We start from the raw sequence: 16,142 nt of genomic DNA, 5'->3' as shown, positions 1-16,142 counted from the left end.
AGCCTAGGCGCATTCCCCTGAGCGCGCAATCGCGGCGGGGCAGCTTGTCAGGTGCCGGGCGCCGGGTCCGAAAAATGGTCGGGAAAACGGGCACGCAGCATGTCCAGGCGGCTGATCGTGCCGGAAAGATGGCTGCGCATGGCCTCTGTCGCGGCCTCGGCATCGCCGGCCTCGATCCCGGCCAGGATGCGTTTGTGATGGTCCACGATGTCGGCCATCTTGCCCTCGGACGGCAGGTCCAGCCGCTGGCAGCGCAGCAGGTGTCCCATGCGCCGGACCAGCATCTGCTGGAGGTTGGTCATGCCGACCCCGGCAAAAAGTGTCCGGTGAAAGGCACGGTCCAGTTCGTTGAACATGCCCATCTGCTCGGTGTCGCCGACAAGGGTTTCCTGCATCCGCACGATGGCGCGGGCGCGGGCCAGGATGGTTGGCTGAGGCGCCAACGCAAGGCGGCGCACCACCTCGGTTTCGACAGCGATCCGGAGAAACTGCGTCTCGTACAGCTGGTCGACGTCGATCCGGTTCACGACGGTGCCCGATTGCGGCATGATCCGCAGCAACCCGTCTTCTTCCAGCCGCTGCATCGCCTCGCGCACGGGGGTCAGGCTGACGCCATATTCCTGCGCCAGCGCATTGCGCGAGAGCGAGGTGCCGGGCGGGTAGTCCAGCGACACGATCTTGCCCCGCAGCGCGTCGTAGACCGTCCCCGCCGCCGAGGTCGGGGCGGTTTTCGCCGTGTCGCCAAAGCTTTGTTCAATCGAGGACATCGTCGGACCACTCCCTGCGCCCAGCCTGCGGATGTCGAGGATCTAGGAGGGTGGGCAATGGTATTCAATCAAGATTGACGCTCTGGATCAACTAATATATTAGTTCGCCTAGCTGCTGATGAAGTCACGTGAGGGAGCGTGGCGCGCAGCGCAGAACGGGAGGAACCTATGAAATTCGAGATGCTCAAGACGCTGTCCAGGGCAGGGGTCGTGGCGGTCGCAGCCCTGGCAACTGCCAGCGCGGCCAGCGCCGCGGATCGTGTGCTGAAGATCCAGACCTCGTCCAACGCCAGCCATGCCTCGCTGGCCTACCTGAACGAGGAATGGGTGCCCAAGCTGGAGGCTATGACCGGCGGGACGCTTACCGTCGAGCTGCTGCCGATCAACGCGGTCGTGCCGCGCCGCGAAACCCCCGAGGCCATCGGTGTCGGCATCCTTGACGGCGACCTGACCTCGATCAACTATTTCGCCGGCGTCGACCCCGCCTTTGCCCTGATGGGCGACCTGATCGCCGGGTACGATTCCGCCGACCAGATCCAGGCCTTCTGCGCCCAGGGCGGCGGCAAGGAAATGCTGCAAAAGCTCTTTGATGCGCATTACCCGGGTGTCCACGTGGTCGGTTGCGGCGCCTATGCGCGCGAGGCCTTCGTCTCCAAGGTGCCGGTGCGCGGCGTGGCGGACCTGGCGGGCCTGAAGATCCGCTCTCCCGAGGGCCTGGCCGCCGACGTGTTCAAGCGGGCAGGGGCCGCTCCGGTCTCGATGGCCGGGTCGGAAACCTATGGCGCGCTTGAAAAGGGCGTGATCGACGCCGCCGACAACTCGGCCTATGCCAACAACGATGCAAACGGCATGCACAAGATCGCCAAGTACCCGATCTACCCCGGCATCCACTCTACCCCGATCCTGCAGTTCACTGTCTCCGAGGCGGTCTGGGAAGAGCTGACCGAGGCCGAGCAAGTTGCGCTCGAAACTTGGTATCTCGCTGCCTACAACGGCCTGCGCCAGCACTTCGACCGTCTCGACCGCCAGCTTGTCGCCCGCGACAAGGCCGAGGGTGAGATCACCGTCATCGACTGGCCGCAGGAAGAGCGCGACAAGTTCCGCAAGATCGCCCAGGAAGCCTGGGAAGACTTTGCCGCCGGATCTGACCTGGCCAAGGAAGTCTACGACGCGCATGTCGCCTTCATGAAAGAAGCCGGCCTGCTCTGAGGCCCGCCGCGAGTGACATCGGCACGCCCGCCAGCCGCGGGCGTGCCACGCCGCGACAAGACACCGGACCAAGACCCCAACCGACGCGCCACAAGACCGCCCCGTGACCCGGGGACGGCCGGGATAGGAACATCGAGCGATGACGCGCAACCTAGACGACGCCCTGGACCAGACCGAGATCGAGATCGGCGCCCAGGACCCGCTGCACGACGAGGCGGACCTGCCGAGGTCGCAATATACGGTGGTCGAACATACCAGCCATATCACCGGCATCGCCATTTCCACCTTCTACATGGTCGCGGCCCTTGCCACGCTCTGGGAGGTGTTTTCCCGCTACGTCCTGCATGCGCCCACCTACTGGGCCTTTGAAACGGTCATGACCATCGTCGCCGCCGCCTGGATGCTGTCGGCCGGCTACGTCACCATGAAACAGCGCCATATCGCGATCACGGTGATCCACAACATGGCCAGCAAGGCGCAGCGCTGGTGGCTGGAACTGTTTGCGATGATCATCGGGGTCATCGCGCTTTACATGCTGCTGAGCGATGCCTCGATCCGGGCCTATGACAGCGTTGGACGGATCGAGAAATCGGGCTCTGCCTTCAACTCGCCCATGCCGATGATGATGAAGAGCCTGATGGTCATCGGCGGGTTCATGTATCTCGCCCAGCTGATGATGAACCTGCATCGGCACCTGACCAGCCCGACCGCAAGGATGCTGGTCAAGATCGCGGGCGCCTACTTTGTCCTCTATTTCGTCTCTGCCTTCCTGGCGCATGTGCTGGATGTTCAGATCGCGGTGATGTTCTCGGACTTCATTTCGGGCCTCGGCAAGGCGATGGACCCGTCCAAGGCGCTCAACCTGCGCCAGATGGACCTTGGCACGATCTCGATCATCATGGTGGTCCTGCTGATCGCGCTGATGATGACGGGGATGCCGCTGGGCATCGTGACCCTCTTTGTCTCGGTCGTCATGGCGATCGGGTTTTTCGGTCCGCGCGGCCTGTTCCTGGTTTCGTCGAACGCGGTGGGCCTGCTGGAACATTACAGCCTGGTTGCCGTGCCCTTCTTTGTCCTGATGGCCTCGATCCTGGAACGGGCGGGCATCGCCGAGGACCTGTTCGATGCCATGTCGATCTTTGCCGGGAACCTGCGCGGCGGCGTGGCGGTGCAGACCACGGTCGTGGCCGTGATCCTGGCCGCCATGTCCGGCGTCATGGGCGGCGAGATCGTGATGCTGGGCCTTGTCGCCCTGCCGCAGATGTTCCGCCTTGGCTATGACCGAAAGCTGTCCATCGGGCTGATCTGTGCCTCGGGGGCGCTGGCCACGTTGATCCCGCCGTCGATTATCATGATCGTCTACGGGCTGGCCGCAGAGGTGGGCATCGGTGACCTGTTCATGGCCGGTGCCATTCCGGGGATCATGCTGGCGGTGTTCTACGCGGGCTACGTCCTGATCCGGGTGAACCTGAACCACAGCCTGGCCCCGACTGCCGCCGAGGTGGCAGAGATCACGGGCACGGAAAAGAAACTGTCCAAGGACCGCATGACGGCGGTGCTGCTCTGCATCCTGCTGATCGCCTCTGTCATGGGGTCGATCTACGGCGGCATCGCCTCGGTGACAGAGGCGGCCGCAGTGGGCTGCATCGGTGCGCTGTTCATCGCCGCCGTGCGCAACAAGTTCGAGTGGAACGTGCTGTCGGCGGCCATGCTGGGCACCATGACGACGGTCGGTACCATCATCTGGCTGGTGCTGGGCGCGGTCAGCTTTGTCGGCATCTTCAACCTCGTGGGTGGCGGAGAGTTCATGCGTTCGCTCTTCCTTGATCTCGGGCTGTCGGCGCTGGGTACGGTGCTGGTCATGATGCTGATCCTTATGGTGCTGGGCACCTTCATGGAATGGATCGCAATCGTGCTGATCACCGTGCCGGTCTTTGCCCCGGTCATCATGACCCTGGCGCCGGACCTGGGCCTGACCGAGGACCAGGCCAAGATCTGGTTCGGCATCCTCTTCGTGATGAACATCCAGATCTACTTCCTGTCGCCGCCCTTTGGCCCGGCCTGTTTCTGGCTGAAGTCGGTGGCGCCCAAGGACGTGACCCTGCAAGAGATCTTCATCTCGGTCCTGCCCTTCATCGGGCTGCAGATCGTGGGTTTGCTGCTGGTCATGTTCTTCCCGCAGATCGCGCTTTTCCTGCCTGAATTCCTGAACTGAGGAGAGACCCAATGATCGGACGCGACAGTCACGACGACATCAACGGTTACGGGATCTGGCCCTGGGTCTTCGGTCTTGCGCTGGCGGCGCTGATCGTCTTCCTGATGTTCCAGTACGCACAACCGATTTCCTGAGAAAGACCGGACAATGACCAAGAAACCCGAAGACCTCCGCTCTGCCCGCTGGTTCGCACCGGATGACCTGCGTTCGATGGGGCATCGGTCGCGCGCCATGCAGATGGGGCTGGACGGCGAAGACTGGGAAGGCAAGCCGGTCATCGCCATCATCAATACGTGGTCTGACCTGTCGCCCTGCCACCACCACCTGCGCGACCGCGCCGAGTTCGTGAAGAAGGGCGTCTATCAAGCAGGTGGCATGCCGGTCGAAATGCCGGTACACAGCTTTTCGGAACAGTTCCTGAAGCCAACCTCGATGCTTTACAGGAACATGGGCGCGCTGGAGGTGGAGGAGACTCTGCGCGCCCACCCGATTGACGGGGTCGTCCTGCTGGGCGGCTGCGACAAGTCCACGCCCGCGCTGGTCATGGGGGCGGTCAGCATGGGGTTGCCCTTCATCTTCATGCCCGCGGGGGCGATGCTGCGCGGCAACTACGCCGGGCAGAAGCTGGGCTCTGGCACGGATGTCTGGAAATACTGGGACGAACGCCGCGCGGGGACCATCACCAAGGACCAATGGGACGGTGTGCAGGGCGGTATCGCGCGCAGCTATGGCACCTGCATGACGATGGGCACCGCCAGTACCATGATGAGCATCGCCGATGGCTGGGGCCTGACCCTGCCCGGCGCATCGTCGATCCCGGCGCCGGATGCCGGGCACAAGCGCATGGCTGCCGCCTGTGGCCGCCGCGCGGTGGAAATGGTCTGGGAGGACCTCACGCCGGACAAGATCATGACGCCCCAGTCCACGCGCAATGCCGTGACCGTGGCAATGGCCACCGGCTGTTCCACCAACGCGATCATCCACATGATCGCGATGGCCCGCCGCGCGGGGGTGCCTCTGACGCTCGAGGACCTGGACGAGATCGGCCACGGCACCCCGGTGATCGCCAACATCCGCCCCTCGGGCAAGGAATACCTGATGGAGGACTTCTTTTACGCGGGCGGTCTGCCCGCGCTGATCAAAGAGCTTGGCGACAAGCTGGATCTCTCCGTCATGACGGTGAACGGGCGGACGATGGGCGAGAACATCGCCGATGCGGTCAACTACAATGACGACGTGATCCGTCCGCTGTCCAACCCGGTCTACCACGAGGGGTCCCTGGCGGTGCTGCGGGGCAACCTTGCCCCCGATGGCGCCGTCATCAAGCCCGCAGCGATGGACCCAAAGTTCCAGAAGCACTCCGGCCCCGCCATCGTTGCCGACAGCTATGCCCAGCTCAAGGAGATCATCAACGACGAGGATTACCCGATGACGCCGGATCACGTCATGGTCCTGCGCAATGCCGGGCCGCAGGGTGGGCCGGGGATGCCGGAATGGGGCATGATCCCGATGCCCAAGGCGCTGCTGAAACAGGGGCATCGCGACATGCTGCGCTTGTCGGATGCGCGCATGTCGGGCACCTCCTACGGTGCCTGCATCCTGCATGTCGCGCCAGAGGCCTTTGTTGGCGGGCCGCTGGCCCTGATCGAGACAGGCGACATCATCGAGATCGACGTGCCCAACCGGGTGCTGAACGTGCGTCTCACGGACGAGGAGCTGACCGCGCGCCGCGCCAACTGGACCGCGCCGGAGCCCCGGTTCGAACGCGGCTATGGCTGGATGTTCTCGAAACATATCGAGCAGGCGGACAAGGGCTGTGACTTCGACTTCCTGCGCTCGGAGTTCGGCGGCCCGGTGCCGGAGCCGGAGATCAACTGAACCATTCGCGTGCAAAGGCCCCGGACCTGTTCCGGGGCTTCTACCGACAGACGATCCCGGCGCGGGTCCGGGACACAGGAGCTTTGACATGACCGAATTGAGCCAGGCCCTGACGGGCGTCTCCGGTATTCTCGTCACCCCGTTCGACAGCGCCGGAGAGATCGCGCCGGACCTGCAAAAGCCGGTGGTGGACCGGGCGGTTGCCGCAGGCGTGCACGTGCTGACCGCCAACGGCAACACCGGCGAGTTCTATGGCCTGACCGTGGACGAAGCCTGCGCGATGGTTGCAGCCGCAGGCGCCCATATCGCGGGGCGGGTGCCGATGGTGGCCGGCGTCGGCCGCGGTGTCCGCGACGCACAGAAACTGGCCGAAGCCTCGCACGGAGCCGGGGCCGCAGCGCTGATGATCCACCAGCCGCCGGATCCTTTTGTCGCGCCGCGGGGCCTGGTCGATTACGTTCGCGCGGTGCGCGAGGCGGGGCAGGGGCTGCCGATCATCCTCTACCTGCGCAACGATGCCATCGGCACCGATGCCATCGCCGCGCTTTGCAATGTCGAGGGTGTCGTCGGCGTAAAATGGGCCACGCCCAACCCGATGAAGCTGAAGGCCGCCATTGCGGCCTGTCCCGATCACATCATCTGGACCGGGGGCCTGGCCGAGGTCTGGGCGCCTGCCTTCTACGCCGTGGGGGCGCGGGGATTTACCTCGGGCCTGATCAACGTCTGGCCGGACCGTTCGGTCGCCATCAACACCGCGCTGGAGCGCGGTGACTACGCTGAGGCGCGCCGCCTGATCGCCGAGATGCAGGTTTTCGAGGACATCCGTGCCGAGGATCAGGGTGGGGCCAACGTGCCGGGGGTCAAGGCGGCGCTGCAGCTGATGGGCGAGGATTGCGGCATCGCCCGCCCGCCCGCCGCTTGGCCCCTGAGCGATGACCAGATGACCCGCCTGCGCGCCTTCATGACAACCAACGGCCTGATCCGAGGATGAGCAAGATGACCGACCACCCCATGAACCCCGACACCAAAGCCAAGCTGGAACAGGTCTCTGTCGCGACCTTGGCCACCGCGCTTTACAAGCGGGGCCTGCGCCACCAGGTCATCCAGGACGTGCGCCCGCTGAGCCAGAAGGGCCGCAACATGGTCGGGCCCGCCTTTACCCTGCGCTACATGCCCGCCCGCGAGGACCGCAACCAGCTGGTCGAGTTCCGCAACCCCGACCACCCGCAGCGCAAGGCGATCGAGACCTGCCCGCCCGGGCACGTCATGGTGATGGACAGCCGCAAGTCGGCACAGGCCGCCAGCGCGGGCGATATCCTTATCACCCGGTTGATGGTGCGCGGCGGGGCCGGTGTCGTGACCGACGGCGGCTTTCGCGACGCCATGAACATCGCGCGGCTGGACATGCCCGCCTATCACGCGCGCCCGTCCAGCCCGACCAACCTGACCACGAACGAGGCCATCGACATCAACGTCCCCATCGGCTGCGGCGATGCGCCGGTCTTTCCGGGCGACATCGTGGTCGGCGACGATGACAGCGTCATCATCATTCCCGCACACCTCGCGGACGAAATCGCGGACGAAGCCATCGAGATGACCGCCTATGAGGATTTCGCGCTGGAACAGGTGCAGAACGGGCAGACGATCATCGGCCTCTACCCGGCCACGCAAGAGGAAAACCTCAAGAAGTTCGCCGAGTGGCGCAAGGCAAACAACCGATGATGCCGGCCGCGCCGGTCATCCGCCTGGACCCGCGCGACAATGTCGTCGTCGCGCGGGCCGCGCTGCCTGCGGGCACGGAGATCCCGGGCGAGGGCGTGATGGCCCTGCAGGACGTTCCGGCGGGCCACAAGCTGGCCACCTCGCATATCGCCAAGGGCGCGCCGGTGCTGAAATACGCCACGGTCATCGGCTATGCAGGCGAGGATATTGCGCCGGGGACCTGGATGCACACCCACAACGTGTTGGTGGACGAGATCCAGAAGGACTACCGTTTCGGTGAGGATTACGTCGCGGCTGACCTGCTGCCCGAAGATCAGCGCGCGACCTTCATGGGCATCGAACGCCCCGATGGCCGGGTCGGGACGCGCAACTACATCGGCATCTTCATCACCGTGAACTGTTCGGCCACCGTCGCGCGCAAGATCGCGGCCTATTTCGACGAGGAACGCCTTGCCGACTTTCCCAATGTCGATGGCGTCGTGCCCTTCATCCACAACCAAGGCTGCGGGATGGAGGCGACGGGGGAACCGATGGACCTGCTGCACCGCACGCTGTCGGGCTATATCCGCCATCCGAACATTGCGGGCGCGGTGGTCTGTTCGCTGGGGTGCGAGCGTAATTCGCTGGAACGGTTCTTTGCGGACACGGCGCTTGAGACCGGGCTGATGCTGCACACGATCCGGATGCAGGATGTCGGCGGTACGGCGGCGGCCATCGAGGCGGGCAAAAATGCGGTGCGCGAGATGCTGCCCGAGGCCAACAAGGCCGTCCGCAGCCCGCAGTCTGCCGAACACATCCGCATCGGGCTGCAATGTGGTGGCTCTGACGGGTTTTCAGGCCTCAGCGCAAATCCGGCTCTGGGCAAGGCGGTCGACATCCTTGCCCGCCACGGCGGCACCGCGATCCTGTCGGAGACGCCGGAGCTGTACGGGATCGAACACACGCTGACGGCCCGCGCGCGGGACGAGGCGACGGGGCGCGCGCTGCTCGACCGGATCAAGTGGTGGCTGGACTATACCGACGGGAAGGATGTCCAGATGCAGGGCGTCGTCGGTCCCGGCAACCAGGACGGCGGGCTGGCCAACGTGATCGAGAAATCGCTGGGCGGCGCCAAGAAGGGCGGCATGACCGGCATCGAGGCGGTCTATCGCTACGCCGAGCCGGTCACGGCGCGCGGGCTGGTCTTCATGGACACTCCGGGGTACGACCCGGTGGCAGCCACCGGCCAGATCGCGGGCGGCGCCAATCTCGTCTGTTTCACCACCGGGCGAGGCAGCTGTTTCGGCTCCTTCCCGGCACCGACGATCAAGCTGGCGACAAACACGCCGATGTTCTCGCGCATGGCCGGGGACATGGACATCAACTGCGGCGCTGTCATCGACGGCGAGATGACGCTGGACGCGATGGGCGAGGCGATCTTTGACAGGATCCTGGCCATTGCCTCGGGCGAGACATCGAAAAGCGAGGCGCTGGGTGTCGGCGCCGAGGAATTCGCACCCTGGCCCATCGGGGTCACAGGATAACGAAAGGACATTCCACCATGCTCGACAAATCCACCTTCACGCCGCACGGCCGTCACCTGATCGCAGGGGAGTGGGTCTCTGGCGAGACGACCTTCACCTCTGAGCCGGCGCATGGCCCGGCGCATGACTACTCGGTCGGCACGCCGGCGCTGGTCGACCGGGCCTGCGAGGCCGCCGAGGAGGCCTTCTGGTCCTACGGCTATGCCAGCCGCGAGACCCGGGCCGCCTTCCTCAACGCCATCGCCGACGAGATCGAGGCCCGCGCCGAACAGATCACCGAGATCGGCACCCAGGAGACCGGCCTGCCCGAGGCGCGCCTGCAGGGCGAGCGCGGCCGCACCACCGGCCAGCTGCGCCTTTTCGCCAGCCACATCCTGGACGGCGCCTACCTCGACCGCCGCCACGACGAGGCGCTGCCCGACCGTCAGCCGCTGCCGCGCCCGGACCTCAAGATGGTGCAGCGCCCGATCGGCCCGGTCGCGGTCTTCGGCGCCTCGAACTTCCCGCTCGCCTTTTCCACCGCCGGCGGCGACACCGCCAGCGCCCTGGCGGCGGGCTGCCCGGTCGTGGTCAAGGGCCATTCGGCCCATCCCGGCACCGGCGAGATCGTCGCCGAGGCCATCCATGCGGCCATCACGAAGACCGGCGTCCACCCCGGCACCTTCAGCCTGATCCAGGGCGGCAAGCGCGACGTGGGCCAGGCGCTGGTCCAGCACCCGCTGATCCGCGCGGTGGGCTTCACCGGCTCGCTGGGCGGGGGCCGGGCGCTTTTCGACCTCTGCGCGCAGCGCCCCGAACCGATCCCCTTCTTCGGCGAGCTGGGCAGCGTCAACCCGATGTTCCTTTTGCCCGAGGCCGTGAAGGCCCGCGGCGCGGCGATCGGTGAAGGCTGGGCCGCCTCGCTGACGATGGGCGCCGGGCAGTTCTGTACCAACCCCGGCATCGCCGTGGTCGAGATGGGAGAGGCCGGCGACGCCTTTGTCAGCGCCGCCGCCGAGGCGCTGAAGGGCGTCACGACCCAGTGCATGCTGACCGAGGGTATCGCCGATGCGTATAAGAACGGTAAACAGCGCTTCGACACCCGCAACCCGGTGCGCCCGGTGCTGACGACGGAGAGCGAGGGGCGCAATGCCTCGCCCAATCTCTACGAGACGGACGCCGAGACTTACCTGCAGGATCATGCGCTTGGCGAAGAGGTCTTTGGCCCGCTGGGCCTTGTCGTGCGGGTGTCCGGCCCCGACGAGATGGAAACATTGGCGCGCGGGTTCGAGGGCCAGCTGACCTGCACGCTGCACATGGACGAGGGCGACACGGGGCTGGCGCAACGCCTGATGCCGGTGCTGGAGCGCAAGGCCGGGCGGCTCCTGGTGAACGGTTTTCCGACCGGGGTCGAGGTGGCCGACGCGATGGTCCACGGCGGGCCGTACCCGGCCTCGACCAACTTCGGCGCGACCTCTGTCGGCACCCTGGCCATCCGCCGCTTCCTGCGCCCGGTCTGCTACCAGAACCTCCCCGACGCCCTCCTGCCAGACGACTTGCGGTAGGAAACACTCCGGGGCCTCTCCGACGTCGGGAGGGGCCCCCGAGGGATGTGCGAACAGGTGATCGCGGCTATCCTGTGGTGTAACAACGCCCCGAGGAACCGAACATGACCGATAAGCCGATCGTCTATCACATTCCCGTCTGTCCCTTTTCCCAGCGGCTGGAAATCCTGCTGGCCTTGCGGGGAACTCCCGATGCGGTCGAGTTCCGCGTGGTCGACATCACGAAGCCCCGCGATCCCGAGTTGCTGCGCAAAACCCGCGGAACCACCGCCCTGCCGGTGCTGGAAACGCCCGGCGGGCGCATCCTCAAGGAAAGCCTCGTCATCCTGCGCTACCTTGACGAGATGTTGCCGGGTGCCCCTTTGCGAAGGCCGGATCCGTTCGAACATGCGGTGGAATCCATGCTGATCGCGCGCGAAGGCCCGTTTACAACGGCAGGGTATCTATACGTCCTGAACCAGGAGCCAGACCAACGGGCGACCCATCGCGACAAGCTGTTGGGCCTTTACCGCGACCTGGACGGTTTCCTCTGCGAGCACAGCCCGGAGGGGCCGTTCCTCTTCGAGGATTTTGGCCTGGCCGAGGCGGTGTTCACGCCGATGTTCAAACGCTTCTGGTTTCTCGAGTACTACGAGGATTTCGCGCTGCCCGAGGGGCCGGAGTACAACCGGGTCCGGCGTTGGCAAGTGGCCTGCATGGCGCATCCCGCAACCGATCAGGTCTGCCAAGAGGAGATCGTCAAGCTTTACTACGACTACGCGCTTGGGGCGGGGAACGGGGCGCTGGTCGACGGGCGGAATATTTCCAGTTTTGTCTTCGAGCCACATTGGCGTGAGCGGCCGATGCCGCCCCGTGACAAATACGCGGGCAGTGCTTCAGACGCGGACCTGGGGCTGGCCTGAGCAAACTTGGTCGCGCGGGCCTCTTGCTGCACTATGGTCCGAACAGGGAGGTGCCAATGCCCGCCATGATTTCTTTCCGCTCGGTCGTCGATCCGGCCGATTGCGATTTCCTGGGGCATATGAACGTGTCGCGCTACTTTTCGGCCTGTTCGGATGGTGTCTTTGCCGTGCAGGCAGAATTGGGACTGACGGCCCGGGACATGCGTGAAGGGCGGCGGTTATCCTTTGCCGTCGTCCATGCCGAAAGCGATTTCCGTGCCGAGTTGCAGGCCGGTGATGCGATTTGGCTGGAAAGCAACGTGATGGCGGTTGGTGGCAAGTCGATGACCTTTCGGCACGTGCTGAAGCGAGCAGAAGACGGGGCGGTGGCCTTCGAGACGGTTTTCAAATGCGTCTTGATGGACCTTGTCACGCGGCGCGCCATCGAGATCCCGCCGGATGTGCGCGACAGGGCAGAGACGTTGCGCGAGACGGAGGCGCCCCGGACCTGAACCGGGACCGTCACACCGTTTCATCCTCCAACAGGCAGGCGACCAGCCGTCCTTGACGGTCCGTCAGGTCGGGCCGCACAGTCGCGCAGGCATCAATGCGTTTCGGGCAGCGCGACTGAAACAGACAGCCCTGCGGCAGGTCCATCGGGCTGGGCAGATCCCCGGTCAGGATCTGCGGCTGCTGTTTCACGCGGGGATCGGGCACCGGAACCGCCGAGAGAAGGGCCTGCGTGTAGGGATGGCGCGGGTTAGCCACCAACTCTCCCGCCGGGGCCATCTCCATCATGCCGCCCATGTACATCACCAGGATGTCGTCGGAGATGTGGCGCACCACGCCCAGGTCATGGGCGACAAAGATCAGCGTCAGCCCCATTTCCGCCTGCAACTCCTTGAGCAGGTTGATGACCTGCGCCTGGATCGAGACGTCGAGCGCCGAGACCGGCTCATCACAGAGCAGGATTTGCGGGCGGGCGATCAGCGCCCGTGCAATCCCGATACGCTGGCACTGTCCGCCCGAGAATTCATGCGGAAACCGGTTCATGTTGCGCTCGGCGATGCCGACGCGGTCCAGCATCTCGATCACCTTCTGGCGCCTCTGCCGGCTGTTCAGCTCGGGGCAGAAGTAGACCAGCGGTTCGGCCACGATCTCGCGGATGGTCATGCGCGGGTTGAGCGAGGCCATCGGATCCTGAAAGATCATCTGCATCCTCCGCCGCAACCTTTGCAGGTCGGTGCGGCGGGCATAGTCGATGGGCTGGCCGTCCAGCGTGACGGTGCCGCTGTCATGTGGGCCAAGTCCGGCGACGGCGCGGATCAGCGTGGACTTGCCGCAGCCGGATTCGCCCACGATGCCCAGCACCCGGCCCGGCATGAGGTCAAAGCCGACTCCGTTGACCGCGTTCAGGCGCCGCGGCGGCGACCAGGGAAAACGCTTGCCCTGATGGACGGGAAAGGTGACGCGCAGGTCGCGGACCGAGAGGATGGGATCGCTCATGTCAGCTCCTCGACCGGGCGGATACAGGCGCGGCCCTCGCGGAAGTCCGGCAGCATCTCGTGGCAGGCGGGAATGGCATCGACACAGCGCGGCGCAAAGGGGCAGGCCCGGGGGGCGGCGGTCTGGTTCGGCGGACTGCCGGGGATGGCCGAAAGCGTGACATCGCCGTCGGAGATCCGCGGCACGGCGCGCAGCAGGCCGCGTGTGTAGGGATGCCCCGGTGCGTCGAAGATCGCGGGGGTCGGCGCGGCCTCCATCACGCGGCCACCGTACAGCACCATCGTGTCGTCGCAGAACCCGGCGACAACGCCAAGGTCGTGGGTGATCAGCAGGACGGCTGTCCCCAGATCGCGCTGGATCTCGTCCAGCAGGGCCATGATCTGGGCCTGCACGGTGACGTCCAGCGCCGTGGTCGGCTCATCGGCAAGGATCAGGCGCGGGCGACAGATCAGCGCCATCGCGATCACGATGCGCTGCCGCATCCCGCCCGAGAATTCATGCGGATAGGCGCGCAGACGGTTCCTGGCGTCGGGAATGCGCACGGCCTCCATGACTTCCAGCGCGCGTTTGCGGGCCTCGGCCCGGCTGGCGCCCTCGTGCAGTTCCACCACCTCGCCCAGCTGTCGCTCGATGGTCATGTAGGGGTTGAGCGAACTCATGGGGTCCTGGAAGATCAGCGCGATCTGCGCGGCCCGCAGGGCATTCAGCTGCGAGGCGGGCAGGCTGAGCAGGTCACGCCCGTCGAACCGGACCTTGCCCGCGACCTCGGCGTTTTTTGCCAGCAGGCCCATGATGGCCAGGGCGATCTGGCTCTTGCCAGAGCCGCTTTCGCCCACGAGCGCGAGTTTCTGACCTTCGGCAATGTCGAAACTGACATCGTTGACCGCGTGTACCAGCCCGTCGCCGGTGCGAAAGCGGATCTGCAGGTTTTCAACGGAAAGCAGGCTCATCGGCGGTCCTTGGGGTCGAGCGCGTCCCGCAGGCCATCACCGATGTAATACAGCGAAACCTGCGCGATGACGAAGAAGGCGGCGGGGAAGGCAAGTTGCCAGAGCGTGCCGAAGGTCATGGTGCGCGCCCCTTCCGAGATCAGCGCCCCCCAGCTGGTGTTCGGTTCCTGGATGCCGACACCCAGGAAGGAGACCAGGCTTTCGGCCATGATGACCTCCGGGATGACGATCGAGGTATAGATCACGATCACCCAGAGGATGTTCGGCGCCAGGTGCTTGAAGATGATGGCAAGGTCGGACATGCCCAGCATCCGCGCCGCATCGACGAATTCGCGGTGTTTCAGCATCATGACCTGTCCGCGCACGATCAACAGGCCGGCGGTCCAGTTCACGATGATGATGACGATGATCATCTGCGTCAGTGAACGGCCGAAGAAGGCCTGCCAGACGACAAAGAAGATGATGTAGGGGATCGAGATCCAGATGGTGTAAAACCCGGTGATGATCTGGTCGAGCCTGCCGCCGAAATAGCCCGCCAGCGCGCCCAGCGTGGCGCCCAGCAGCACCGCCAGCGGGCCGGCGACAAAGCCGACCATCAAGGAGGTGCGCGTGCCCTGTACGACGCGGGCATAGAGGTCGCGGCCCAGTTCGTCGACGCCGAACCAGTGACCGTTCTCCAGGCTGGGGGCGCCCTCGGTCTTGATCCGGCCCAGAACGTTCCAGTCGATTTCCTCAAAGCTCCACCGGGCGAAGGCATGGCCGAAGAGGGCGAAGAGTACCAGCGCCAACAGCATGAAGACGGAAAAGACCGCGAGCCGATGGCCGAGGAAACGGCGCCGGGCATCCGCCCAGAACGACCGCGAAACGATCATCTCTTCGGCGACAGTGTCGGCGAAATCCCTGGAGTTGAGGCGTTTACGTGCGTCGGTCACAGGCTGCTCCGCACCTTGGGGTCGATCCATGCATAAAGCAGGTCGAGCATGAGGTTCAGGGCGAAGGTCAGCAGGCTGTAGAGGATCGCTAGCCCAAGCAGCATGGAATAATCGCGGCTATAGGCGCCGTCGATGAAATCCTGCCCGATGCCGCCGGTGGAAAAGAACACGTCGATGAAGACCGAGCCGGTGATCATGTAGACAAAGACCGGCCCCATGTAGGTCAGCGTCGGCAAGAGCGCCGGTTTCAGCGCGTGCCGCCAGATGATGACCCGTTCCGGCAGGCCCTTGGCACGGGCGGTCAGGATAAAGGGCGCGTTCAGCACCTCCAGCATGGAGCCCCGTGTCAGTCGGGCGACGCCCGCCATGTAGGATGTCCCCAGCGCGATGGCAGGCATGACGATGTATTCCCATTGCCCGCCGTTCCAGCCGCCGCCGGGCAACAGCCCCCAGGACAGGGTGAAGAGCAGCACGAGGATCGGGGCGAGGACGAAATTCGGAAAGATCTGGGAGAAGATGGCGAGGCCCGTCATCGTGTAGTCCCAGATGCTGTTGTGGCGCAGCGCGGCGACGATCCCCAGCGGGATGCCCAGCACCAGCACGAAGACCGCCGACCAGAAACCATAGGTCAGCGTGACTGGAAACCCCTGCGCGATCACGTCGTTCACCGTGCGGTCCTTCTGGGCGAAACTGGGCCCGAAGTCGAAGTGGAAGACGATGTTCTTGATGTAGGTCCAGAGCTGGACATAGAGCGGCTGATCCATGCCGTAGCGTTCCAGCACGTTCTGCATCACCGCGGGCGGCAGCGGCTTTTCAGAGGTGAATGGCCCTCCGGGCGCCAGCCGCATCAGGTAGAAGGAAAAGACGATCAGCACCAGGAGCGTCGGGATCACCGTCAGCAAACGGCGCAGGGTGTAGTTGAACATGGGGGAACCGGACCTGGGGTTCGAGCAAGATGGCCCCGTCCCGGGCCTGACCCGGGACCCCTGCGCCGGTGATACCGGGCAGAGGCCCC

General features: G+C 65.1%; 15 protein-coding genes. 10 read left to right on the top strand and 5 right to left on the bottom strand.

The window, feature by feature from the left end:
• Positions 1-47: 47 nt before the first annotated feature.
• Positions 48-767 carry a GntR family transcriptional regulator gene (locus tag G9Q80_RS25715; RefSeq protein WP_088716272.1) on the bottom strand — a complete coding sequence of 240 codons (720 nt, stop codon included), beginning with the start codon at positions 765-767 and terminating at the stop codon, positions 48-50.
• A gap of 168 nt (positions 768-935) precedes the next feature.
• On the opposite strand from G9Q80_RS25715, the gene G9Q80_RS25710 reads away from it, so the two are divergent.
• The 10 genes from G9Q80_RS25710 (at position 936) to G9Q80_RS25665 (ending at position 12,251) form a co-directional block, all read left to right on the top strand.
• The gene (locus tag G9Q80_RS25710; protein WP_043145433.1) at positions 936-1,976 is read left to right on the top strand and encodes a TRAP transporter substrate-binding protein; all 1,041 of its coding nucleotides are present in this window, start codon (positions 936-938) and stop codon (positions 1,974-1,976) included.
• 139 nt (positions 1,977-2,115) lie between these two features.
• Positions 2,116-4,191 carry a TRAP transporter large permease subunit gene (locus G9Q80_RS25705; RefSeq protein ID WP_069086727.1) on the top strand — a complete coding sequence of 692 codons (2,076 nt, stop codon included), beginning with the start codon at positions 2,116-2,118 and terminating at the stop codon, positions 4,189-4,191.
• 11 nt (positions 4,192-4,202) lie between these two features.
• Positions 4,203-4,325, top strand: a complete 123-nt coding sequence (locus tag G9Q80_RS25700; protein ID WP_043145432.1) for a hypothetical protein — start codon at positions 4,203-4,205, stop codon at positions 4,323-4,325.
• A gap of 13 nt (positions 4,326-4,338) precedes the next feature.
• On the top strand, positions 4,339-6,069 hold the full coding sequence (gene araD / locus G9Q80_RS25695; protein ID WP_088716273.1) for an L-arabinonate dehydratase: 1,731 nt from the start codon (positions 4,339-4,341) through the stop codon (positions 6,067-6,069).
• A gap of 88 nt (positions 6,070-6,157) precedes the next feature.
• The gene (locus G9Q80_RS25690) at positions 6,158-7,060 is read left to right on the top strand and encodes a dihydrodipicolinate synthase family protein (RefSeq protein WP_088716274.1); all 903 of its coding nucleotides are present in this window, start codon (positions 6,158-6,160) and stop codon (positions 7,058-7,060) included.
• Positions 7,061-7,065: 5 nt separating this feature from the next.
• The gene (locus tag G9Q80_RS25685) at positions 7,066-7,791 is read left to right on the top strand and encodes a ribonuclease activity regulator RraA (RefSeq protein WP_198544064.1); all 726 of its coding nucleotides are present in this window, start codon (positions 7,066-7,068) and stop codon (positions 7,789-7,791) included.
• On the top strand, positions 7,788-9,314 hold the full coding sequence (locus tag G9Q80_RS25680; RefSeq protein ID WP_232788281.1) for a UxaA family hydrolase: 1,527 nt from the start codon (positions 7,788-7,790) through the stop codon (positions 9,312-9,314). Before G9Q80_RS25685 ends, G9Q80_RS25680 begins: the two co-directional genes overlap by 4 nt.
• A 17-nt stretch (positions 9,315-9,331) precedes the next feature.
• Positions 9,332-10,858 carry an aldehyde dehydrogenase (NADP(+)) gene (locus G9Q80_RS25675; protein ID WP_168246595.1) on the top strand — a complete coding sequence of 509 codons (1,527 nt, stop codon included), beginning with the start codon at positions 9,332-9,334 and terminating at the stop codon, positions 10,856-10,858.
• A 104-nt stretch (positions 10,859-10,962) separates the two neighbouring features.
• Positions 10,963-11,760 carry a glutathione S-transferase family protein gene (locus G9Q80_RS25670; protein WP_088716921.1) on the top strand — a complete coding sequence of 266 codons (798 nt, stop codon included), beginning with the start codon at positions 10,963-10,965 and terminating at the stop codon, positions 11,758-11,760.
• Positions 11,761-11,816: 56 nt separating this feature from the next.
• The gene (locus G9Q80_RS25665) at positions 11,817-12,251 is read left to right on the top strand and encodes an acyl-CoA thioesterase (protein ID WP_088716920.1); all 435 of its coding nucleotides are present in this window, start codon (positions 11,817-11,819) and stop codon (positions 12,249-12,251) included.
• Between the two features lie 10 nt (positions 12,252-12,261).
• Here G9Q80_RS25665 and G9Q80_RS25660 read toward each other — a convergent pair whose 3' ends face one another.
• From G9Q80_RS25660 to G9Q80_RS25645, 4 genes are read right to left on the bottom strand one after another with little or no spacing between them, the layout of a single operon-like run.
• A complete protein-coding gene (locus tag G9Q80_RS25660) occupies positions 12,262-13,245 on the bottom strand; it encodes an ABC transporter ATP-binding protein (RefSeq protein ID WP_088716919.1) in 984 nt (327 codons plus the stop codon).
• Entirely contained in the window at positions 13,242-14,195 is a 954-nt protein-coding gene (locus tag G9Q80_RS25655; protein ID WP_088716918.1) for an ABC transporter ATP-binding protein, read from the bottom strand. Before G9Q80_RS25655 ends, G9Q80_RS25660 begins: the two co-directional genes overlap by 4 nt.
• Complete coding sequence (locus tag G9Q80_RS25650) at positions 14,192-15,127, bottom strand: ABC transporter permease (RefSeq protein ID WP_043145423.1); 936 nt, start codon at positions 15,125-15,127, stop codon at positions 14,192-14,194. The genes G9Q80_RS25655 and G9Q80_RS25650 overlap by 4 nt, the downstream gene beginning before the upstream one ends.
• Entirely contained in the window at positions 15,124-16,053 is a 930-nt protein-coding gene (locus tag G9Q80_RS25645; protein ID WP_043145422.1) for an ABC transporter permease subunit, read from the bottom strand. The genes G9Q80_RS25650 and G9Q80_RS25645 overlap by 4 nt, the downstream gene beginning before the upstream one ends.
• Positions 16,054-16,142: the final 89 nt, after the last annotated feature.

The organism is Mameliella sp. LZ-28 (genome assembly GCF_012274245.1).
Classification (GTDB): Bacteria; Pseudomonadota; Alphaproteobacteria; order Rhodobacterales; family Rhodobacteraceae; genus Antarctobacter; species Antarctobacter albus.
The sequence above is the reverse complement of the archived record's forward strand: the minus strand, read 5'-3'. Positions and strand labels throughout refer to the sequence as shown.